Consider the following 21,112-nt stretch of genomic DNA (forward strand, 5'->3'; position numbering starts at 1 on the left):
GAGCACTGACATTCACCGTATCGAGGACACCATGTACAACTTCTCCCGCTATCAGGCAAAAGAACTGGCGCTGGCTTACATGAGCGGCAAAAAACACGATCTGTCGCCGCAGGAATTTTTGCAGCAGCTGAAAAGCAGCGAGCGATCGTTTGAGCATCTGCTGAAACACGGCAGCGAAATGCCGCGTGACGTGCTGGTTAAAAGCTTCTGAACAGCCGGTTGCCGGCCATTTTCCCTCTACGCCGCCGGTGGCGAGCCTGACAGGCCCGCGCATTCCCGGCCGTTCATTCCCCGTTCCTCATCCTGCCTCGTTTCGTCCCCATAGGCGAAAACCCCGTAAATTCGTACCCAGAGGCGAATTATTGACATATTCGTATTCAGGTGCGAATTTATAGTTATCTCTCCACAAACAATGGAACGCGCCATGCCGACGCCAATCAGCGTAATCAGCGGCGATCTGGTGGATTCCCGCCGATCAGACACCGTCAACTACCTCGATGGGCTGCATAACCTGCTCGATCGACTGCGGCGTGACGGGCGGCTGCATCAGGTGGAAATCTTTCGCGGCGATGCCTTCCAGGCGCAGGCCGCCCCGGAGGACGGGCTGTTGCTGGCGGTGTACATTCGCCTCGCGCTGCGAGCGATGGGCGCCGCGCACTGGGATGCGCGCATCGCCGTCGGGCTGGGCAGCCAACGGCCCGACGCCGCCGGTTACGGCAGCGCCTTTATCAACTCCGGCAGCGCGCTGGACGCCATGGCAAAAAATTGCCGGCTGGCTCTGAAAACCGACAACGATCGGACAAACGCCATTGTCAGCGATCTGCTGCCGATGTTAGATCATGTGATTGGCCGTCTGTCACAGGCCGAAGCGCGCATCGTTCAGGCGAGAATGTTCGCCGACAGCGGCGCCGCCGTGGCGGACCAGCTGCAAAAAGCCGCCTCCACGGTCTCCGCCGCGCTGAAACGCGCGGCCTACGAGGAAATCATGCGGTTTATTCACGCCATTAACAGGATCGTCTGACCATGGATCTGACCTATGCGCCTTTGCTGGCCTGGCTGTTGCTCGTCCATCTGCTGGCGGATTTTCCGCTGCAGCCGCTGAGTTGGGTGGAAGATAAAATTCGGCATCGCGCGCGTTCGCGTTTTCTGGTGTTGCACGCGTTGCTGCACGGGGTGCTGGCCGCCTGGGCGGTGGCCGGTTTCGGCCTGCTGCATGGCGGGCTTTCTTCACTGCAGGTGCTGGCCAGCCTGCTGGTCATCGCCGTCAGCCACTACCTGATCGATTTGCTGAAAGTCACCGCGATGAACCGCCTGAGCCCGGCCCGCAGTTTCCTGCTCGATCAGGGATTGCATCTGGCGGTGATCGCCTTGCTGTGGCTGGGGCTAACGCCGAACGCCGGTGAACTGCTCGCCGCGCTGGGGCGGCAGCTGGGGCGTTGGCAAACCGGGCTGGTGCTGGTGGCCTACAGCCTGATTTATCTGCCGATGAGCCTGCTGATCGGGCAACTGCTGGCGCACTGGACGCCGCAAATGCCGCCTTCGGCCAAGGCCGACAACGACTCGCTGCTGCGCGCGGGCAAACAGATTGGTTATCTGGAGAGAACGCTGATCCTGACCTTTGTGCTGCTGGGGCAAATCCCGGCGATCGGCTTTTTGCTGGCGGCCAAATCTATCTTCCGTTTCGGCGATCTGCGCCAGAGCGACGATAAGATGCGTACCGAGTATGTGCTGCTCGGTACGTTGTTTTCCTTCACGCTGACCATCATGCTCGGCCTGCTGGTCAACAAACTGCTGTAGCGGTGCAGGGGCGAAGAATTTCGCCCCTGCAGCGAACGCCGAGGCGGCTTACAGCCACTCGCCGAAGCGGCGGATATAGAAACGCTTCATCAACTGGGCGACCACGCAGTAGCTGACCAGCGTAGCGGCCAACCACGGGAAGTATTCCCACGGCAGCGGCTGCAGGCCAACCAGGGCGCCGAGCGGCGAGAACGGAATATAGATGCCGAGCGCCATCACCAACCCGGTGGTCAGCAACACCGGCAGCGCCGCGGTGCTCTGAATGAACGGGATCTTCTGGGTGCGCAGCATATGCACCACCAGCGTTTGCGACAGCAGCCCCTCAATGAACCAGCCGGACTGGAACAGCGCCTGGTGTTCTACGCTGTTGGCGGCGAAGACGTACCACATCAGCGCATAGGTCGTAATATCGAAGATCGACGAGGTCGGCCCAATCCACAGCATAAAGCGCCCGATGTTTTTGGCATCCCACTTGCGCGGCTTGCGCAGGAACTCTTTGTCCATCTTGTCCCACGGCAGCGACAGCTGGGAAATGTCGTACATCAGGTTTTGAATCAACAGGTGGATCGCCAGCATCGGCAGGAACGGGATGAAAGCGCTCGCCACCAGCACCGAGAACACGTTGCCGAAGTTGGAGCTGGCGGTCATGTTCAGGTACTTGATGATATTGCCGAAGGTTTCGCGCCCTTTGATCACCCCCTCTTCCAGCACCATCAGGTTCTTTTCCAACAGGATGATGTCCGCCGATTCCTTGGCGATGTCGGTGCCGGTGTCGACCGAGATGCCGACGTCGGCGTCGCGCAGCGCCGGCGCATCGTTGATGCCGTCGCCGAGGAAGCCGACGGTATGGCCGTTGCTCTGCAACATTTTCAGCACCCGCGATTTCTGCAGCGGCGTCAGCTTGGTGAAGACCGTACGCTGTTCCACTTCGCGCGCCAGCTCTTCGTCATCCATCTGTTCAATCTGCAGCCCGGAGAGCGGCTCGCCCGGCTCCAGGCCGACATCGCGGCAAATCTTACAGGTGATCACCGGGTTGTCGCCGGTCAACACCTTCACCGTCACACCGTTTTCCTGCAGCGCGGCGATCGCCTGCTGCGCGCTCTCCTTCGGCGGATCGAGGAAAGTCAGCAACCCTTGCACCACCATGTCGCGCTCGTCGGCCACGCTCAACGGTTCGGCCGGGCGCTGCGCATCCAGTTCGCGCGTCGCCAGCACCAGCACGCGGAAACCGTCTTCGTTATACTCGCGAGCCAACGCCTGCAGCGCCGCACGGCGCGCGTCGTCCAGTTCCAGCGTTTTGTCGCCTTCGCGCACGTGAGTGGCGATCTCCAGCATCTCCTCTACCGCGCCCTTACAGATCAGCTGCTGCTTGCCATTTTCGTCCGCCACCACGATCGACAAACGGCGGCGCACGAAATCGAACGGCAGCTCGTCCACCTTGCTGAAACGCCCCAGGGCTTCAATCCCCGGTTTGCCGCGGCCAAAGCGGATCACCGCCTGATCCATCAGGTTCTTCATGCCGCTCTGATGGAAGCTGTTCAGCCAGGCCAGGTGCAGCACCTCGTTATCTCTGGCGCCAGTAACGTCGATGTGGTGCTCGAGAATGATGCGATCCTGGGTCAGCGTGCCGGTCTTGTCGGTGCAGAGCACGTCCATGGCGCCGAAGTTCTGAATGGCGTTCAGGCGCTTCACCACCACCTTGCGGCGCGACATGGCGATCGCCCCTTTCGCCAAGTTGGAGCTGACGATCATCGGCAACATTTCCGGCGTCAGACCGACCGCCACCGCCAGTGCGAACAGCGCCGCCTCGCTCCAGTCGCCTTTGGTGAAACCGTTGATCAGCAACACCACCGGCACCATCACCAGCATGAAGCGAATCAGCAGCCAACTGACGCTGTTCACCCCGCGATCGAACGCGGTTTGCGCCCGCGAACCGACGATCGACTTGGCCAGCGAGCCGAAGTAAGTGCGCCCGCCGGTCGCCACCACCACCGCCGTGGCGGTGCCGCTGGCGACGTTGGTGCCCATCAGGCAGATATTGGACAGCTCAAGCAGCGCGTTCTCGCTGGATACTTCCCCTTCGCTCGACTTCTGCGCCACGTTGCCCATGGCATCGTATTTCTCGATCGGGATCGCTTCGCCGGTCAAAATCGCCTGGCTGATGAACAGATCGCGCGAGGCGATAAGACGCACGTCGGCCGGCACCATGTCACCGGCGGAGAGCTGAATGATATCCCCCGGCACCAGTTCACGGATCGGCACTTCCAGCGTCAGCGGATGCGCGCTGTAGCTGCTGCGGCGCAGCACCGTGGCGGTGGTGCGCACCATCGACTTCAACGCTTCCGCCGCTTTGTTGGTGCGGTATTCCTGCCAAAAACGCAGCAGCCCGCTCAGCGTGACCATGGTCAGAATGATAATGACGCCGGTGAGTTCAGTTTCTTCACCGTTCTGGCGCGGCAGCCAATAATCGGTAAAGAAACTGATCGCAGCCAGCACCATCAGTACGAAGATAAACGGGTTGTTGAAGGCCTTGATCAGCTGAATCAAGGCATGCGGTGCCTTGTCGTGGGCGACCTGGTTGGCGCCGAACTGCTCCAGCCGCTCATCGGCGTCGTCCTGGGTCAAGCCGTTGCGGTTGCACTTCAGGTTCGCCAGCGTTTGGGCGATGCTGTTGGTCGCCTCTTGCGCAATGGCGTAGGCCGCCGCATCTTTATCACGGCGACGCATTCTTTCATTAATCTGAGTCATAACGCTATTCTCTTATTTTCGTTCTACGCACAGGGATATCCCGCCCGATAAACAGGTGACTCTGCGCAGAGTGGAATTTTTAATTAGCGTGACTAAATGGCGGAATTATCCTGTCAGCCACGCAAGAATCATTTCCCTTCTGGGGTCATCGTCCATAACGCCTCCTTAATGCCCCACGTTATTCAAGGTGCTCATGAATAAAACCGAACATATAATCAAGTTAATCAATATTTATATTATTATTCAGACCGGTAATTCGGACGCGACGCGCCAGCGAACGGCACTCACGCTTTTTTCCAGACTGACGCGGCAAACAATACCTTCGATTTCTTTTTGCGCGGCCGGGGTGGCGGTAATTTCCGCGCACACTTCCAATTGCCCCGGACTGGAAATATCGGCGCTGCGCAAGGATTGCAGCCGCAAGGCGACGCCGTTCAGCGCCTGCAGGATCAGGGTGCGCACCAGAATTTCGTCCTGCTCGCCGCAGGTCACCTGAATGCGGTAGCACAGTTCCAGATCGGTCGCCTGCTGATGCGGCTGCAGATTGATGCGCTGCGCGGCTTCGCGCAGCAGGATATTGGCGCACAGGATCACCAGCGTAGCGACCACCGCATCCCAATGCTGGCCCAGGCCGCACAGGACGCCAATCCCCGCCGAACACCACAGCGTGGCGGCGGTGTTGAGGCCGCGAATGTTCAGCCCTTCACGCATGATAACGCCGGCGCCGAGGAAACCGATACCGGATACGATCTGCGCGGCCACCCGGCCGGCGCTGGCCGGATCGGTGGACATGGAGCTGAGAATAAAGACCGCCGCACCGGTCGCCACCAGCGCATTGGTGCGCAGGCCGGCCATGCGCTGGCGCCACTGGCGCTCAGCGCCAATTACCGCGCCCAGGCACATCGCCAGCAATAAATTTAAAACGAAAGGAGTCATCGCCATGACTGTCCCCTTAATTAACCGCAGGAGATAAAATCATGTGCTGTTTAGCACACGCGAAAGCGCGCTGAAAATAAATCAGCGAATCAGCGTGTCGTGCCTGGAGGGAAAAGGCTGTGGCTGCAAAATACCATAATAACGTCCAACTCGATTCACCTGAAACCGTCAGGCATCAGGAAACGTTTATTACTCGGGTATGCACAGCTCAGAAATAACTGGAGAGGGGTGCTGCCCGCCGATAACGGCAAGCAACAAATCAGAAGAGAATTGATCAGCTTGCCTTATTTGTTTTATTACAACTACAACTGTCCAATTGGGTTTCTCCACCGAAATTTTGGCTGAGTATAGTGACGTCGGATAATGAAGTAAAGGCTAATTTATTAAACGAAAAATAAACTGGAATACGGCGATGATATTTCGATGTCACAAATAGAAGATGGCGACATTGGGCGCCGACGCCGCCTTCCGGCCGCTGCATCAGGCCCTGTGGGACAAAGCGCTGACCGCCAATTTCAGCGCGCAACCTTTCGCCGGCATCGCGGCCCACAGCCTGCGCGCCACCACTGGCCGACGGCCGCACGTTCGGCGTTGCGCCTTAGCAAGGTCGCCGGCGGTGGACTACGCTAGGCTATATTTCCGACGACCCGCAAGGAGTGGCCGATGACGCCTCTGATCCACACTCTGCTCGACGAAATTTGGCAAAGCCTGGGGCAGCGCCCCGCCCCCGCCGACCGGCTAACCGTAAGCGGCACCGGCGCATTGCCTTCGGCGTTTCCCGTGACCGAATTGGCTACCGCCGCCTGGGGCGCCGCCGGTTTGGCCTGCGCCGAGTTGCTTCGCCGCGAGGCGGCCGACGCGCCGCAGGTCTGGATCGATCAACGCCTGGCCTCGCTCTGGTTCGGCTGGACGCTGCGTCCGCTGGGGTGGACGCTGCCTGCGGCCTGGGATGCACTGGCCGGCGACTATGCGACGGCGGATGGCTGGATACGCCTGCATACCAATGCGCCGCACCATCGGCGAGCGGTGGAGCAGGTGCTGGGTTCGGCATCGGATAAAGGCACGCTGGCGGAACGCGTGCTGGGCTGGAAAAAAAGCGAGCTGGAGGAAGCGGTGATCGAGGCCGGCGGCTGCGCGGCCCAAATGCGCTCGGCGGCCGCGTGGCGACAACATATTCAGGGCAAAAGCGTGGCGCTCGAACCGCTGATCCACGCCTCACTGCAGCCGGAAGCGCCACCGCCGGGCTGGGCGCTACCCGTCGCCCGGCCGCTGCACGGCGTGCGGGTGCTGGACCTGACGCGCATTCTCGCCGGGCCGATCGCCACGCGTTTTCTTGCCGGTTTGGGCGCCGACGTGCTGCGCATCGATCCCTACGGTTGGGATGAGCCCGGCGTTGAACATGAAGTCATGCTGGGCAAACGCAGCGCGCGCCTCAACCTGACCAATGCGCACGATCGCCATACGTTTGAACATCTGCTGAGAAACACCGACGTGATCGTGCACGGCTACCGTGCCGGTGCGCTGGAGAAGTTGGGCTATGGCGCGGAGGAAAGACGCGCGCTGGCGCCGGGCCTGATAGACGTCTGCCTGAATGCCTACGGCTGGAGCGGGCCGTGGCGCACCCGGCGCGGTTTCGACAGCCTGGTACAGATGAGCTGCGGGTTGGCGGAGGCGGGCATGGTTTGGCGCAGCGCCAGTTTGCCGGTGCCGTTGCCGGTACAGGCGCTGGATCACGCCACCGGCTATTTGATGGCGGCGGCGGTGCTGACCGGTATGGCGCAGCGCCTGAGCCGCGGCACCGGCTACCACGCGCGGCTGTCGCTGGCGCGCACGGCGCAGTTGCTGCTGGCGCATCCCTGTTCGGCAGACTATCGGCCGGAACCGCTGGCGCCAGCCGGAACCGCCGACGAGAACCCGGAAACGGAATTGACTTACTGGGGGGCCGCGCAACGCCTGCGCGCCCCGTTAAGCCTGCAGGGCACGGCGCTGCAGTGGGCGCTGCCGGCGACTACGCTCGGCACCTCGCAACCGGAATGGCTACGCTGCTAAATCGCCGCCAACTGTTGCTGCAGCCACTGCAGCAAGCGGGTGACCGCCGGCGTCAACCCGGCGGTCTGCGGCCACACCAGATAAACGTCGTCATCGCTCAGACGACGGGGCGCGGCCAACGCCACCAGTCTCCCCGCGTCGAGAGCATCCTGGACCAGCAGCTTTTTCGCCAACGCGATGCCAAACCCTTGCTCCGCCGCGCGAATCAACAACCCGGCATCGTTGAACAACGCCTGTTGCCGCCCGCATAACGGCCGCCCCTGCGCGTTGAACCAGTCGCGCCAGGGACTGACGTCGTGCTCGAGCAACGGAATATCGCCACCGTTCTCGAACGCCGCCCCCCATTCTCGCGCCATATCCGGCGAAGCGACAGGCAGCACGTCACCCGACGCGATGCGCTGCGCCTGCAGCCCCGCCCATTGACCGCTGCCGATGCGGATCGCCGCATCGAACCCTCGCTGCGACAGATCCTGCAGCGCCAGCGACGCATCGATATCCAGCGCAATATCGGCGCAGGCCTCATGAAAAGCAGGCAGACGCGGCAATAGCCAATAATGGGCAAAAGACGGCAACACGCTGATGCGCAGCGTCTGGCTTGTCGCCGCACGCCGGGCGCGGGCGACGCCCTGCTGCAGCGCCTGCAGCGCCGGCTCTACCGCCGCCAGCAACTCTCGCCCGGCCGCATTCAGGCGCACGCCGCGCCCGCGCCGTTCAAACAGCGGATAGCCGACCGCCTGCTCCAGCAGCTGAATTTGCTGGCTGACCGCACCGTGCGTCAAATGCACCTGTTCCGCCGTAGCGCGCAAATTTTCCAACCTGGCGGCGATCGCAAAGGTCGGCAAGACATGCAGGGGAATGCGTTCATTCATCATTGGTTAACCAGGCTATCCAAAAAGGTTATTTTTCATCGATTTTGACCGGCAGGCAAATGTTCTATGTTTACCCCATCATCCCTGACGCTTTCGGAGCCACCATGCACCCACGTTTACAACAGGATCTCGCGCAGTTTCCGCAGATCCTCGACCACACCCGCCAGTTGGCGGAAGATTTCCTGACCGGGCTGCAGCAACGCTCGGTCTGCCCGCCGCTCGAGCATCAGCAGCTGCAACCGGGCGACGATCGACTAGATGAAAACGGCGAAGGCGCCCTGGCGGCGCTGGAGCGCTTTTGGCAACGTTATCAGGCCGGCATTTCCGCCAGCGCCGGCCCGCGTTATTTCGGCTTCGTCACCGGCGGCGGCACCCCGGCGGCGGTCGCAGCGGACTGGCTGGTTAGCGTGACAGACCAAAATAGCTTGCTCAGCCATGATACCATCGCAGCCACGATCGAGCTGGCGGCCGTGACGCAGTTGAAATCCCTGCTGGGCCTGCCGGAAACGTTCAGCGGCAGCCTGGTCAGCGGCGCGACCATGGCCAATTTCACCGGGCTGGCCATTGGCCGGCAGTGGCTGGGACAACAGCACGGCGTGGATATCGCCCAACAGGGCCTGGCGGCGCTGGGTTCCATCCGGGTATTGTCGGCCAATCCACATTCCAGCAGCGTGAAGGCGCTCAGCATGCTCGGTATCGGCCGCGAGGCGCTGACGACCGTCGCCAGCCTGCCGGAGTCTGAAGCCATGGATATGGAAGCACTGGAACGGCAGCTCGCCGCCGGCGCCGGCCAGCCAACGTTGGTACTGGCCAGCGCCGGTACGGTCAACACCGTCGCTTTCGACGACCTGCCGCGTCTGCTGGCGCTGCGGGAGCGTTATCCGTTTTGGCTGCATGTCGATGCGGCATTTGGCGGCGTGGCGGCCTGCTCGCCGCTCTACGCTCCAAGACTTGAGGGCTGGCAGCATGCCGATTCCATCACTGTCGACGCACACAAATGGCTGAACGTGCCTTATGACAGCGCGATCCAATTTACCCGCCATTTGGATCTGCAAATGCAGGTATTTCAGAACCATTCGGCCTACCTGGAAGCACCAACATTGCGGCCAGACAACTATCTGCATCTGACGCCGGAAAATTCGCGCCGCTTCCGCGCCCTGCCGCTTTGGCTGACGCTGAAAGCCTATGGCCGCAGCGGCATACGGGATATCGTCGAGCGCAACGTCCGATTGGCGCAGGCGCTGGGGGCGGCGCTGGCAGCCGATGACGGTTTCCAACTGCTGGCGCCGGTGAATTTGAACGTGGTGTGCTTCGCACTCAGCCATCCACAGGGCGACAGCGAGGCGGCGCGCGATCGCTTTCTCGAGCGCCTGAGCCGGCACGGCGTGGTGCGCTGCACCCCTACGCGTTATAACGGTCAGCCGGGGATCCGCGCCGCGCTGGTCAACTGGATGACGGAGGAACAGGACATCCGGCTGGCGTTGGACTCGCTGCGCCATTGCCTGGCGGAAACGGCCTAGCGCGCGCGGCGTATTACCCGAGTTGGAAGGCCTGCAAACGCCGTTCTTGCCGCCCGTCATCGCCGATGTTATCCGGCGACAGCCAGGCGGCAAACGCCGCGCGCCGCGCCGGCCATTCCCCGTCGACGATCGACAGCCAGTCGGTGTCGCGCGTGCGTCCTTTGACGACGACGGCCTGGCGGAACGTGCCTTCATAGCGGAAACCCAAGCGCTCGGCGGCCTGGCGTGAAGGCAGATTGAGGCTATCGCATTTCCATTCGCAGCGCCGGTAGCCAAGATCGTCGAACAGATGCCGCAGCATCAGGAAAATCGCCTCGCTGCCCAGCGCGCTGCGCTTCATCAGCGGCGACCAGTTGATGGTGCCCAGTTCGGCCACGCCGTTGGCAGGATCGATGCGCAAAAAAGCGCAGCTTCCCACCGCGCACCCGTTTGACTGATCGATCACTACCATCGTGTTTCTGTCAGCGCTGGACGCCTGGGCCTGAAGATAACGCTGGAAATCTGCGCGCGACTGCGGCCGTTCCCAAAACAGATAAGTCCAGTCGCGATCGTCCTCGGCGGATTGATAAGCCTGATAAAGCGCCTCCCCCCAGCGCGCGAGGTTAAGCGGTTCGAGGCGGCAAAACCGCCCTTGCAGCGGCGAGTGCCCGGGCATGCCTGCCGGCTGCCAATGAGGGAGGGCTTCGCCTATCGGCTGCCCATACTGATTCCGTCTCACCGCGACATCCTGTTTTTGAAAGGTGGAGAGGCAAGTTAAAACCAACGCGAGCCAGAGACAACTCCGACCTGCCATTCCTCCCCTGCGGATCGGGCCGCAGGATGATAGTTTAGAGAAATCACTGAATCACCGTTAAACATTCACGAAAACTATTTCATGTAAAATAAATATCCAGATAACTCATTGTAAAACGGTGATTTATAGCAACAAATAAGCTACACATTCCGGCCATAATGTTAACTTTCGTTTGCCGTTATGATAAAAAAAGAAGTGCTAATCATTAGCATGGAAAGCAGAAAAACACCATAACATAATGATTTTTAAATAAAAAAAACGAAAAACATCAGAGAGAGCGTTTTTTGTCCACTCAAAAAATGCGCTGAAAGACGTCAAAAAAACGACACATGAATTTTTTTTAAGACTTTTCCTAGCAAACTAAAATTTTGTTTCGTGACATGATGAACAGATTCGCGGCAAGCAATGCAGACAGGCACGGGCGCCAAGCGCAGATCAGGCTCAACATGCCGAAGCTGGACGAGCAGCAGATCGCTCTGACTTAAGCCAAACTTATAGATTCATGCAATTAATAAGTTTAGTATGAAAATATCATTGAGTGACGCCGTGTTTATTGATAGAACACTCGCTACACTGAATTATTGCTCCATTTTGCCTTTCGGCTTTTTAGGCTTTTTCTCATATTACCGCAGTAAAACGGATTTAAGTGGGGGTGCGATATGCCAACGATTATCATGGATTCATGTAGCTATACCAGATTGGGGTTAACCGACTATCTGACTTCGCATGGCGTGAAGAAGCGCCATATTAATGCCATCGAGGACATTGACAGCCTGCATGAAAAATGCAGCAAGTTGAATCCGAGCCTGGTGTTTATTAACGAGGACTGCTTCATCCACGAAGCAAACGCCACCGAGCGAATAAAACGGGTCATTTCACTGCACCCGGATACGTTATTCTTCATCTTCATGGCCATTACCAACGTACATTTCGACGATTATTTATATGTTCGCAAGAACGTCATCATATCGTCAAAATCCATCAAGCCAGAGACTATGAATCAGCTACTTAGTCACTATCTCGAGAGAACGTCTCTGCGTACGGAGAAATCCTCTCTGGATCAAACGCCGGTAACGCTGAGCCAGACTGAATCAAACATGTTACGCATGTGGATGTCCGGTCAAGGCACCATCCAGATATCAGACCAGATGCAAATAAAGGCCAAAACGGTCTCTTCCCACAAGGGAAACATCAAGCGGAAAATAAAAACGCACAACAAGCAGATCATTTATCACGTTGTTCGTTTGACCGATACATTGACCAGTGGAATATTCGTCAATAGCCGCTGAACCACAGAGAACGCCCCCGCTCTGTTTTACCAGCCGTTAAATACCCGGTGATAATGTCATCTGGATAGCAGCCGCTGGAACCACAAAAAAATACCTGCTGCGTTATCCCCCGCTAGCGCAACGGGTATTTTTTTGCCGTCGATAAAAAAAATCCTACCGCAATGAAATAATCTCAAAATGGACAATTTCATTAGCAAATTAATGAGATTAGCCTAAGTTAGTGCCCGTGCTCGCGACAGGGCTCCACAAACGTGCCGTCACGGCTGTCGATTTCATTAAAAAACCAGACGCCCGCCGGGTAGTCGTCAAGAGAAACCAGGTACATGGTGCCTTCGTTGAACACCTCTACGGCCAGAATGACGCCTTCACGCCGCGGGCCGCCGTCTGTTTTTACCGTCACTCGATCGTTAACCTGCATACCCTTCTCCATTATTTGCGATTGCCGTCAGTGTATTACAAAACCGGAGGCGATGGACACCGCTCCAGCCCTGCCGGCCTCTGCTATCAGCGTAGCAGCCGCCTGGATTTTCACTTTCTTAACGGTTTGGCCGCAGAATCTTAAGCCGGTCTCGCGTAGCCTGTCTTCAGGCGTTTCCCCCCCAGAGAAGCGCTCGCAAATGAAGAAGTAACAAGGAACTTTTGCCCGCAGACTTGCGGGCTTTTTTTTGCGCACCGCTGAATTGCAGGCATAAAAAAACCCGCCGCGGCGGGTTTTTCTCAATCAGCGCCAGGCGCCAATTAGATAGCGGTAACGTTAGCCGCAGATGGACCTTTCGCACCGTTCTCGATAGAGAACTGTACGTTCTGGCCTTCAGCCAGGGTCTTGAAGCCTTGATCCTGGATAGCAGAGAAGTGTACGAATACGTCTTTGCTGCCGTCTGCTGGGGTGATGAAACCAAAACCTTTAGCTTCGTTGAACCACTTCACTTGACCTTTGATCATGTTAGACATGTCTAATTTCCTTCAATAATAAATGTAAGCCGCCATGGGCGAGGTAGCCGGTCATCAGTTACTTATGGAGGCACTGGAAAGGAAATTCGTCAGAGAAGGGCTATCCGGGATAACGCTTTAAATTTGAACTACTTTACTCAAAATGTCGTGCATAAATAGGTCTGTACCACAGGCCGACATCATTAACTCATGAGCGAGCGGCAATAGCAACCTTTTTCGCCGCAATGGGGCGCTAATCTCGGCTAAACGCACAGGAATTGACCCTGTCTGCCGATAGGGCCGCCGCCTGACTCGCCCGTAACGCCCAAGGCAAATGATAGTAATTCTCGTTCTGCTGTTTTATAGTTGCCTGACGAAATCATTCAGGGAGATTCACCATGCCGAGATGGCTTACATTACCGGCTGTCAGTACCGCCGCCCTGCTGGCCTTTGCCGCTTACAGCGCTCCGCAGAGTGCACTGGAGCTCAATTATCAAGCCCCCGACCCCAGCATGGCTCCCGCGCCCAAGCCGCCTGCCTCCTCTGAGCCGGCCCCCAAAACGGGAAAACCGCCGATCGCCTGGACAGAGGCGAGAGATAAAAGCGGTTTTCGCGTCGATATTGAGTGCGATCATCCTGGCTGCAGCAAACCGCGCGCCAAACCTTATCCCGCGTATGAAGGCCCGGTGAAGAAAACCGATCGCCGCCGCCAGTCTGATCCTTATTCCACCAATCAGGATCCCGATTACAACATTCAGTTGGGCTATGAGTGGTAGTGGCGCTTTCGGAGTAATGCCTATATCAGCCTCCTTTGCCGCTGCATAGAATATGCCTCAGTTCACCACTCCTCCTGGTGTTGAACACAACAAGCTGTGTTGCAAATCTTTATGCGCCTCCCTATAGGCGCTTTTTTTTTGGGGCCTATCCCTCAAAGCGTCTTCCGATTACAGATTGCTCTCATTGCCCCACAAAGTGATGAATGTCACAAATACGCCTCCTTGCCATTCTTATTCGGAGGTAACGTTCATGGCCACAGGATCCCTTGCCCTCCTGGCCGTCTTGGCCGGCATTGCGGGCTTCGCCCTCTACAAGCATTTAAAATCTCAGAAAAAAAGCACACTCGTCCGCCCGCACGATCGGTAACCGACAACGCGCTTTCACCGCGAAGGCCCGGCACATCGCACGCCGCGCCTTCGCGGGCTGTCATGCTTTCATCACAAAATTGTCACATTATGGCCATATGATGATTCGCGTTTATCCGCTCTGGCTTAACACCAAGGATTTCGCCCATGACCATAATTAAAGCTGCAAACCATCAGGAAGCAGAAAAACTCATCCGCGCCGGCACCGCCAAGAAAATCGAACTGGCCTACGATATCGGCAGCGACGACTTCTTCCAGCTTGCCAGCCTGTGGTGCGATAAAGGCGCCAAAATCTCCAAAGGAAAAGAACACTTCATCGTCTCGTTGAAAGGGTTCCGCATCCCGCCTAACGATTAATGCCCAGCCGCCCATCGCGGCGGCTTCGCCCCTTCCTCGCAAAACCGCTCTATTCAACCACGCGCGCCTCATTCGATTTCGCTAAGCTAACAGCAGACTTTATTGCGGACGTTTCGCCTGATAATCACGTCCGCCACGATGAGGAGAGTAACCATGTCAACAAATGCAGCGCTGCCCGGCACGATGAAAGCGATTGAAATCAGCCAACCGGGCGCTCCCGACGTTCTGGTCGTTACCGAACGCCCAGTGCCCGTTCCGCAAGCGGGCGAACTGCTGGTGAAAATCGCCGCCGCCGGCGTTAACCGCCCCGACGTGCTGCAGCGCCAGGGGAACTATGCCCCGCCGCCCGGCGCCTCGGATATCCCCGGCCTGGAAATTGCCGGCGAAGTGGTGGCCATCGGTGAAGGCGTGACCCACTTCGCGCTCGGCGATCGGGTTTGCGCCCTTATCGCCGGCGGTGGCTATGCGGAATACTGCACCGTGCATGAAAGCAATGCGTTGCCGGTGCCGGCGGGGCTGAGCCTGACCGAGGCCGCCGCGCTGCCGGAAACCTTCTTCACCGTCTGGGTCAACGTGTTCCAGCGCGGTCATCTCAAAGCCGGCGAAACCGTGTTGATCCATGGCGGCACCTCCGGCATCGGCACGGTCGCCACCATGCTGGCGAAGGCCTTCTGCGCCCAGGTGATCACCACCGTCGGCTCCGAAGAGAAACGTCAGGCCAGCCTGGCGCTGGGCGCCGACGTGGCGATTAATTACCGCAGCGAAGACTTTGTCGCACGCACCAAAGACGCCACCAACGGTAAAGGCGCCGACGTCATCGTCGACCTGATCGCCGGCGATTATGTCGCCAAAAACTATCAGGCCGCAGCGATGGAAGGCCGCATCGTGCAAATCGGCACGCAAAACGGCGTGGTGAAAGAGCTCAATCTGATGCCGCTGCTGCTGAAACGCCTGACCCATACCGGGTCGACGTTGCGCTCGCGCAGCGTGGCGGACAAAGCGCAGATTGCCGCCGATCTGCGCGAAAAGGTTTGGCCGCTGCTGGAGCGCGGCGTGCTGAAACCGCAAATTTTCAAAACCTTCCCGCTTGAGCAGGCCGCCGCCGCGCATACGCTGATGGAGTCCAGCGAGCACATCGGCAAGATCATGCTGACGTTCTGAGCCTATTCCCCGCGGCCGGTGCCGCGGGGAAACCGATGCCGCACTCAGGGAATGATGCGGCGGCGGCGGAACTCATCGAACAGCGAGAAAAACATGGCTTCGGTTTCGACAAACTGGTGGAAACCGAAGCGCCGCGCCTTGCTGCCATCCGCGAACATGTCATAGTCCCAGGAAAAGACGAAATCGGCGAAACGCCAGCCGGCCACCGCGCGATAGTCCGGTTCGGCCAATTGGTGCCGCTGCGCCAACTCCCGCCACAGCGACGCTTTGTCCGGCATCATGCTCTCCAGCGGCATCGGCAGCGGCGGCGCACATTCCAGCCCAAAGTAAGCGGCGATTTTCGGCCACATCTCGCTCCAGCGAAACAGATCGCCGTTGTTGATATTAAACGCCTGATTGGCCGCCGCCGGTTCGGTCGCCGCCCAGAGCGTGGCACGCGCCAACAGCCCGGCATCGGTCATTTCCAGCAGGCGGTGGTAAGCGCCCGGTTTACCGGGGAAACGTAACGGCAGCCCAAGCGCTTTACTGATCGACGCGTAAACCGCGATGCTTAACGCCAGATTCATCGGATTGTCGAGGGAGAAGCCCCCCACCACGCTTGGACGGATGGCGCTCCAACGCCAGCGCTTGCCGGCCTGCCGCTGCACCAGATACTGCTGCTGCGCCACGTTAAACTCCGGCGGCATATGCCCGGCGTCGCTTTCGCGCGCCGGCGTTTTAAACGGCCCCAAATGCGCGCCATACACCTTATAGCCCTGCATCAGGCTGATATGTTCCAACGCCGGCGCGACCGGCTCCAGCTCCTCGACGACGTGTTGCAGCATCTGCAGGTTCGGCGCCACCAGCCCCGCCCAGTCCGGCGCATCCTGATAGGCGGCATAGAAAACGTGGCTAATCGCGCTCAGCGGCCGCAGCGCGTCGCGCGTCGCCGCTGCATCCAGCAGATCAACCTGAAGGTGGCGCACCCCCGGCGCCGGTTGCCCACCCCGCCGCGAGACCCCCACCACTTGCCAGCCCTGTCCGGCCAGTTCCTCAATCAATCGGCGCCCAATCACGCCATTGGCGCCGATCACCAATGCCTGCCGCTTTGCATTCATCTTGTCACTCCTCGGGTTATCGATGCCCTGAGTGTCATTGATTAGCAATGCTTGCGGTAGAAGAGACTTTCCACTAACACTTATAAGAAAAATCTAGAGGCAAGATCGACATGGATAAGCTGAACGCCATGAAAACCTTTATGCGGGTGGCGGAGCTGGGCAGCCTGTCGGCCGCCGCTCGCGATCTGCGTTTGACGCAGCCGGCGGTCAGTCAGCAAATCGCCGGCCTGGAGCAGCAACTCGGGGCCCAACTGCTGTTTCGCAGTACCCGGGCGGTCACCCTGACCGATGCCGGCAGCAGTTATTATCAGCGCCTCAAACCGATTCTGGCGGCGGTCGACGAAGCGGAAGAAGCGCTGCGCGGCCAGCGCCACCAGTTACAGGGCAATCTGCGCATTCATGCCCCGACCGGGTTCGGGCAGTTGCACGTCACGCCGCTGGCCATCGCTTTCCAGCAACGTCATCCGAGCCTCGCCATCGAGCTGTTGCTGGATGATCGTCGCGCCGACGTGATCGGCGAAGGCATCGACGTAGCGCTGCGTTTCGGTGAACTGCATGCGCCCGGCATGGTGGCGAAACGTTTGGGCGAGCTGCAACGCCTGCTGGTGGCGTCACCGGCCTATCTGGACAAACATGGCACGCCCCGTTCGCCGGCGGAGCTGGCTAAACATGCGCACATTCGTTACAGCGGTTTGAACGACGGCGATACGCTCACTCTGTTCGGGCCGCACGGCCCCGAGATGGTTGCAGTGCGGCCCACGTTCCGCGCCAACAATACGCTATCGCTGCTGGCCGCCATTGAGGCTGGAGCCGGTATCGGCGGCGCCCAACGGCCGTTAATCGCCGAGCAGCTGGCGACGGGGGCGCTGGTGCCCGTTTTGCCGGAATACCGCTACCCGCCCATGGCGCTGCACGCGGTCTATCCCGCCTTACGTTTTATTCCGGAGAAAGTGCGCGCCTGGGTGGCGCATCTGCAGCAGGCGTTGACGGCGATCGAGGGAATTAGCGGAGTGAAGGCTCCCGGCCAGGCGCCGGGAGCCTAATCATTATTTGAACAGTTTACCGACCATATCGCCCAGCTCGTTGCTGTCTTGCTGAACTTCACCGTTTGGTGAGGCGGCATCCGCGACCGTTGGCAAGAACTGCGCAATGGTGCTGGACGCCTGTGCCGGATCGATGCCCAGCTTTTCAGCCAGTTGGTTGATGGCGTCGCTACCCAACGCCTGCTGCACATGGTCGCCGGTAATCGACTGATTTTCGCCATTGCCGAGCCAGGAACCGACGATATCGCCGAACTGCCCCTGACGGAACTTGTCCAAAATGGCCTGCAGGCCGCCTTGTTGCTCGACCCACTGCATAATGGCGATGTAGTCGATACCTTTACCACCGTTGGCGCCGCCGCCCAGAATGTTACCCAATACGCTATCGAACAGACCCATGATATTCCCCTTTCAGCGGGTACGGCCCGCGCCGCACCGCCGGATTGATTTCACGAAAAAGGGCCGCCGCGGCGACCCTGTTGAGCAACGGCTGCTTAGCCTTTGATCTTCCTGTAGACAAAAAGCACCACCAGAGCACCGATTACCGCCACCACAAAGCTGCCCAGGTTAAAACCGTCAACGCGGCCCATACCGAAGAAGGTGCTGATATAGCCGCCGACGACGGCGCCCACGATCCCCAATATAACGGTCACAATAAAGCCGCCGCCGTCTTTGCCCGGCATAATCCACTTGGCCAGGATACCGGCGATTAAACCAAAAATGATCCAGGAAATGATGCCCATCTTTACTCTCCCTATTACCTTTTGCCTAACAGAAATCCTATTACCAGGCCCACGACGGCGCCGGCGCCTATCCCCGCCCAAGGGTTATCCTTAAGGCAGGCACATGATTGCTCGAGCGCTGCTTTTACACCGCTGCTCACTTCGCAGGCGGTGGTTTTCACGTAGTCGCTCGGTTGCTCAACACCGTTTAGATCGTCATTTTCATATGACATGTCAAACCCTTACAGACCAACTCTCTGAGAATTTCGTCACATGTTTCGCGCCAGGCGCCGTCCGCTCCGCGATCTTGCTCTGGGCAATCTGCCCGCTGCCGCTCAATGCGGAGGCGTCCGGCGGCAAACGCACAACTTCACACTATGACTATAGTAAAAAATCAGCGGTTTACCCATTTCCGTCCGTCTGAATTTCACCATACAAAAAACGATCTGATTTCATCCCGCTGTCATCTTGCAAGGCTAAACTTTAAACACATCCTCCTGGAGGAAACGCCAATGTTCAATGCCCCCGTTGTCCTGATCCTCGCGCTACTGTACGCACTGGCCGCCGCTTGGGACGGTTCCGCGGCGTTACTGTTTCATTGAGGTTACATAGCCGTTGTCACTTTTGCGATGCGCTTAATTGTGTCTTTATTTTTCAATTTCGCCAGCCGGTTGAAATAGCGGAAAATATCCCCTCCTCCCTCGGTAAAAATCCTATTTCGCTTCGTTTTTCGCCTGCGTTTAAATAAAGCGTAAAAAAAGCATTAATGGAAAATCCTGTTTAGCACAAAATATTCTATCATCTTCCTTATGGAAATTTGGGTTAAGGTCCCATTGGGAAAGAAAAGGAATAACAGGAAAAATGCTTTATAACCAACGCTTTGAGCGCGAATTCTTGCGCCCTCGTTATTGGTTGTTGTGGATAGGACTGGGAATACTCTATCTCTTGGTATTACTGCCCTACCCCCTCATTTATCGGCTCGGACACGCCCTTGGCAGAATAGCCATGCGCCTAATGAAACGCCGGGTAAAAATAGCGCGCCGCAATTTAGAACTCTGCTTCCCCGCGATGCCCGCCGCCGAGCGCGAGGCGCTGATCGTCAAAAATTTTGAGTCCGTCGGCATGGGGCTGTTCGAAGTCGGCATGGCCTGGTTCTGGCCCGACTGGCGCATCGCCCGTTGGTTCAAGGTGAGCGGCATGGAAAACATGCGGTTGGCGCGTCAGGACGGCAAAGGCGTTCTGCTGATCGGTCTGCATTTCCTGACGCTGGAACTGGGCGCGCGCATTTTCGGCATGCAAAACCCCGGCATCGGCGTGCATCGCCCGCACAACAACAAGCTGATGGAATGGGTACAGACCCGCGGCCGGCTGCGCTCGAATAAATTCATGATCGATCGTAAAGATATCAAAGGCATGATCCGCAACCTGAAACAGGGCGAAATCCTGTGGTACGCGCCGGATCACGATTATGGGCCGCAAAGTAGCGTATTCACACCGTTCTTCGCCGTGGAAAATGCCGCCACGACCACCGGCACCTTTATCCTGGCGCGCATGGGGCGGCCGTCGATCGTGCCTTTCGTGCCGCGCCGCCTGCCAAACGCTCAGGGCTATGAGCTGATCGTGCAGCCGCCGTTGACGGACTTCCCGCTGGATGATGAAACGCGCGCGGCGGCCATGATGAACCGCGTGGTGGAAGAACAGGTGCTGCTGGCGCCCGATCAATACATGTGGTTGCACCGCCGCTTTAAAACCCGCCCACCCGGCGAGCCGTCGCTGTATTAACCGCGTTCGCGCCTTTGCCCGTCCTACCGGCGGCGAAGGCGCTCACCTCGCACGAGCATTCTACGTCAGGGGGACTACACTAATAAGTCACCGACGGCAATTATTGCCGCCAGCAATCATTTCTTCCCGCCCGAGGGCCGGTCGTTGCCTGTCGGGCCACAACCGAGGTCAATGTCATGCTGGTACAACCCTATTTGTTCTTCAGCGGCAACTGTGAGCAAGCGATTAACTTCTATGTACAGCAGTTGAATGCCAAAATTGAAATGGTCATGCGCTTCAAAGACATGCCCGAAGAAGCCCGCCAAGGCGGGCCGGAGGACGTCAATCCTGAAGCGATCATGCATGCGCGCCTGCTGATCGGCGACGGCGTACTGATGGCCTCCGACGGCTGTCCGCAAGATGACAGCGGCGGTGCTTCCCACAAAGGTTTCTCGCTGTCGCTGAACCCCAGCGATGCGGAACAAGGACGCAAACTGTTCGACAATCTGGCGCAGGGCGGCCAGGTGACGATGCCTTACCAAGCCACCTTCTGGGCCAAAGGTTTTGGCATGCTGACCGACAAATTCGGCGTCAACTGGATGATCAACGTCGAATAACCCCGCATGGCGCCGCTAGCTGTAGCGGTGCCAGTCATACGCCGCTTTGGCGAACAGCGCGAACAGCAGCGCCAACAGCGCCAATCCCAACCGCCAATAGGGCGACCGGCGGCGGCGCCAGGCGAAGTACATCATCACCGCCAGCGTTCCCAGCGTAAGGGGGTAATACACCGCCAGCGTCAGTAAAGCGATAATGATGTAATCAGACATTGCTCTTTCACTCCGAGGTGCTCACACCGCCGCTGATGCGGGCTGCGATCGACCTTTCGCCTTATCGCCTCGTT

The 21,112-nt window shown here is 58.5% G+C and carries 24 protein-coding genes; 12 read left to right on the forward strand and 12 right to left on the reverse strand.

Going from position 1 to position 21,112, the window contains the following annotated elements; genetic code table 11:
• Positions 1-31: 31 nt before the first annotated feature.
• The 3 genes from J0F90_RS15225 to J0F90_RS15235 all read left to right on the forward strand — a co-directional run bounded on the left by J0F90_RS15225 (position 32) and on the right by J0F90_RS15235 (position 1,797).
• Positions 32-211 carry a hypothetical protein gene (locus J0F90_RS15225; protein ID WP_004935085.1) on the forward strand — a complete coding sequence of 60 codons (180 nt, stop codon included), beginning with the start codon at positions 32-34 and terminating at the stop codon, positions 209-211.
• 213 nt (positions 212-424) lie between these two features.
• A complete protein-coding gene (locus J0F90_RS15230; RefSeq protein WP_033639985.1) occupies positions 425-1,021 on the forward strand; it encodes a hypothetical protein in 597 nt (198 codons plus the stop codon).
• Between the two features lie 2 nt (positions 1,022-1,023).
• Positions 1,024-1,797, forward strand: a complete 774-nt coding sequence (locus J0F90_RS15235; protein WP_016927216.1) for a DUF3307 domain-containing protein — start codon at positions 1,024-1,026, stop codon at positions 1,795-1,797.
• Positions 1,798-1,845: 48 nt separating this feature from the next.
• Here J0F90_RS15235 and mgtA read toward each other — a convergent pair whose 3' ends face one another.
• The 3 genes from mgtA to J0F90_RS15250 all read right to left on the reverse strand — a co-directional run bounded on the left by mgtA (position 1,846) and on the right by J0F90_RS15250 (position 6,031).
• Positions 1,846-4,545 carry a magnesium-translocating P-type ATPase gene (gene mgtA, locus J0F90_RS15240; RefSeq protein ID WP_033639984.1) on the reverse strand — a complete coding sequence of 900 codons (2,700 nt, stop codon included), beginning with the start codon at positions 4,543-4,545 and terminating at the stop codon, positions 1,846-1,848.
• 243 nt (positions 4,546-4,788) lie between these two features.
• The gene (locus J0F90_RS15245) at positions 4,789-5,487 is read right to left on the reverse strand and encodes an MgtC family protein (protein WP_025303346.1); all 699 of its coding nucleotides are present in this window, start codon (positions 5,485-5,487) and stop codon (positions 4,789-4,791) included.
• Positions 5,488-5,755: 268 nt separating this feature from the next.
• On the reverse strand, positions 5,756-6,031 hold the full coding sequence (locus J0F90_RS15250; protein WP_154232125.1) for a hypothetical protein: 276 nt from the start codon (positions 6,029-6,031) through the stop codon (positions 5,756-5,758).
• A 113-nt stretch (positions 6,032-6,144) separates the two neighbouring features.
• Between J0F90_RS15250 and J0F90_RS15255 the strand changes: the two genes are divergently transcribed.
• Positions 6,145-7,530: a CoA transferase gene (locus tag J0F90_RS15255; protein ID WP_033639983.1), complete on the forward strand. Its 1,386-nt coding sequence runs from the start codon at positions 6,145-6,147 to the stop codon at positions 7,528-7,530.
• Here J0F90_RS15255 and J0F90_RS15260 read toward each other — a convergent pair.
• The gene (locus J0F90_RS15260) at positions 7,527-8,402 is read right to left on the reverse strand and encodes a LysR substrate-binding domain-containing protein (protein ID WP_033639982.1); all 876 of its coding nucleotides are present in this window, start codon (positions 8,400-8,402) and stop codon (positions 7,527-7,529) included. The two genes, J0F90_RS15255 and J0F90_RS15260, sit on opposite strands and share 4 nt — an antisense overlap.
• A 101-nt stretch (positions 8,403-8,503) precedes the next feature.
• Between J0F90_RS15260 and J0F90_RS15265 the strand changes: the two genes are divergently transcribed.
• Positions 8,504-9,919 (forward strand): pyridoxal phosphate-dependent decarboxylase family protein, encoded by a 1,416-nt coding sequence (locus tag J0F90_RS15265; protein ID WP_033641392.1) that lies wholly within the window; start codon positions 8,504-8,506, stop codon positions 9,917-9,919.
• A gap of 13 nt (positions 9,920-9,932) precedes the next feature.
• Here the strand turns inward: J0F90_RS15265 and J0F90_RS15270 are convergent, their stop codons facing one another.
• Entirely contained in the window at positions 9,933-10,574 is a 642-nt protein-coding gene (locus tag J0F90_RS15270) for a GNAT family N-acetyltransferase (protein ID WP_016927209.1), read from the reverse strand.
• Between the two features lie 797 nt (positions 10,575-11,371).
• Between J0F90_RS15270 and rcsA the strand changes: the two genes are divergently transcribed.
• The gene (gene rcsA, locus J0F90_RS15275; protein WP_004935115.1) at positions 11,372-12,001 is read left to right on the forward strand and encodes a transcriptional regulator RcsA; all 630 of its coding nucleotides are present in this window, start codon (positions 11,372-11,374) and stop codon (positions 11,999-12,001) included.
• 217 nt (positions 12,002-12,218) lie between these two features.
• On the opposite strand, the gene dsrB is transcribed toward rcsA, so the two are convergent.
• Positions 12,219-12,419: a protein DsrB gene (dsrB, locus tag J0F90_RS15280; RefSeq protein ID WP_033639981.1), complete on the reverse strand. Its 201-nt coding sequence runs from the start codon at positions 12,417-12,419 to the stop codon at positions 12,219-12,221.
• A gap of 320 nt (positions 12,420-12,739) precedes the next feature.
• Positions 12,740-12,952 carry a transcription antiterminator/RNA stability regulator CspE gene (gene cspE, locus J0F90_RS15285; RefSeq protein WP_004935122.1) on the reverse strand — a complete coding sequence of 71 codons (213 nt, stop codon included), beginning with the start codon at positions 12,950-12,952 and terminating at the stop codon, positions 12,740-12,742.
• A gap of 377 nt (positions 12,953-13,329) precedes the next feature.
• Here cspE and J0F90_RS15290 point away from each other — a divergent pair, with 377 nt between their 5' ends.
• The 3 genes from J0F90_RS15290 to J0F90_RS15300 all read left to right on the forward strand — a co-directional run bounded on the left by J0F90_RS15290 (position 13,330) and on the right by J0F90_RS15300 (position 15,591).
• Entirely contained in the window at positions 13,330-13,707 is a 378-nt protein-coding gene (locus J0F90_RS15290) for a hypothetical protein (protein ID WP_033639980.1), read from the forward strand.
• Between the two features lie 513 nt (positions 13,708-14,220).
• Positions 14,221-14,430: a hypothetical protein gene (locus J0F90_RS15295; RefSeq protein WP_004935132.1), complete on the forward strand. Its 210-nt coding sequence runs from the start codon at positions 14,221-14,223 to the stop codon at positions 14,428-14,430.
• Between the two features lie 153 nt (positions 14,431-14,583).
• Positions 14,584-15,591 (forward strand): NAD(P)H-quinone oxidoreductase, encoded by a 1,008-nt coding sequence (locus J0F90_RS15300; RefSeq protein ID WP_033639979.1) that lies wholly within the window; start codon positions 14,584-14,586, stop codon positions 15,589-15,591.
• A gap of 44 nt (positions 15,592-15,635) precedes the next feature.
• Here J0F90_RS15300 and J0F90_RS15305 read toward each other — a convergent pair whose 3' ends face one another.
• Positions 15,636-16,688 (reverse strand): SDR family oxidoreductase, encoded by a 1,053-nt coding sequence (locus J0F90_RS15305; RefSeq protein WP_033639978.1) that lies wholly within the window; start codon positions 16,686-16,688, stop codon positions 15,636-15,638.
• 110 nt (positions 16,689-16,798) lie between these two features.
• Here J0F90_RS15305 and J0F90_RS15310 point away from each other — a divergent pair, with 110 nt between their 5' ends.
• Positions 16,799-17,731, forward strand: a complete 933-nt coding sequence (locus tag J0F90_RS15310) for a LysR family transcriptional regulator (RefSeq protein WP_033639977.1) — start codon at positions 16,799-16,801, stop codon at positions 17,729-17,731.
• Between the two features lie 3 nt (positions 17,732-17,734).
• Here the strand turns inward: J0F90_RS15310 and J0F90_RS15315 are convergent, their stop codons facing one another.
• The 3 genes from J0F90_RS15315 to J0F90_RS24900 form a co-directional block, all read right to left on the reverse strand.
• Entirely contained in the window at positions 17,735-18,127 is a 393-nt protein-coding gene (locus J0F90_RS15315) for a YidB family protein (protein WP_016927203.1), read from the reverse strand.
• A 95-nt stretch (positions 18,128-18,222) separates the two neighbouring features.
• The gene (locus J0F90_RS15320; protein ID WP_004935146.1) at positions 18,223-18,471 is read right to left on the reverse strand and encodes a GlsB/YeaQ/YmgE family stress response membrane protein; all 249 of its coding nucleotides are present in this window, start codon (positions 18,469-18,471) and stop codon (positions 18,223-18,225) included.
• Positions 18,472-18,485: 14 nt separating this feature from the next.
• Positions 18,486-18,683: a glycine zipper domain-containing protein gene (locus tag J0F90_RS24900; RefSeq protein WP_004935148.1), complete on the reverse strand. Its 198-nt coding sequence runs from the start codon at positions 18,681-18,683 to the stop codon at positions 18,486-18,488.
• Positions 18,684-19,311: 628 nt separating this feature from the next.
• On the opposite strand from J0F90_RS24900, the gene J0F90_RS15325 reads away from it, so the two are divergent.
• Positions 19,312-20,232 (forward strand): Kdo(2)-lipid IV(A) acyltransferase, encoded by a 921-nt coding sequence (locus tag J0F90_RS15325; RefSeq protein WP_033639976.1) that lies wholly within the window; start codon positions 19,312-19,314, stop codon positions 20,230-20,232.
• Positions 20,233-20,408: 176 nt separating this feature from the next.
• Positions 20,409-20,828, forward strand: a complete 420-nt coding sequence (gene yjdN, locus J0F90_RS15330) for a VOC family metalloprotein YjdN (protein ID WP_016927200.1) — start codon at positions 20,409-20,411, stop codon at positions 20,826-20,828.
• 15 nt (positions 20,829-20,843) lie between these two features.
• Here the strand turns inward: yjdN and J0F90_RS15335 are convergent, their stop codons facing one another.
• Complete coding sequence (locus J0F90_RS15335; protein ID WP_016927199.1) at positions 20,844-21,038, reverse strand: hypothetical protein; 195 nt, start codon at positions 21,036-21,038, stop codon at positions 20,844-20,846.
• Positions 21,039-21,112 lie beyond the last annotated feature (74 nt).

The organism is Serratia marcescens subsp. marcescens ATCC 13880, from assembly GCF_017299535.1.
In the GTDB taxonomy this organism is placed as follows: domain Bacteria; phylum Pseudomonadota; class Gammaproteobacteria; order Enterobacterales; family Enterobacteriaceae; genus Serratia; species Serratia marcescens.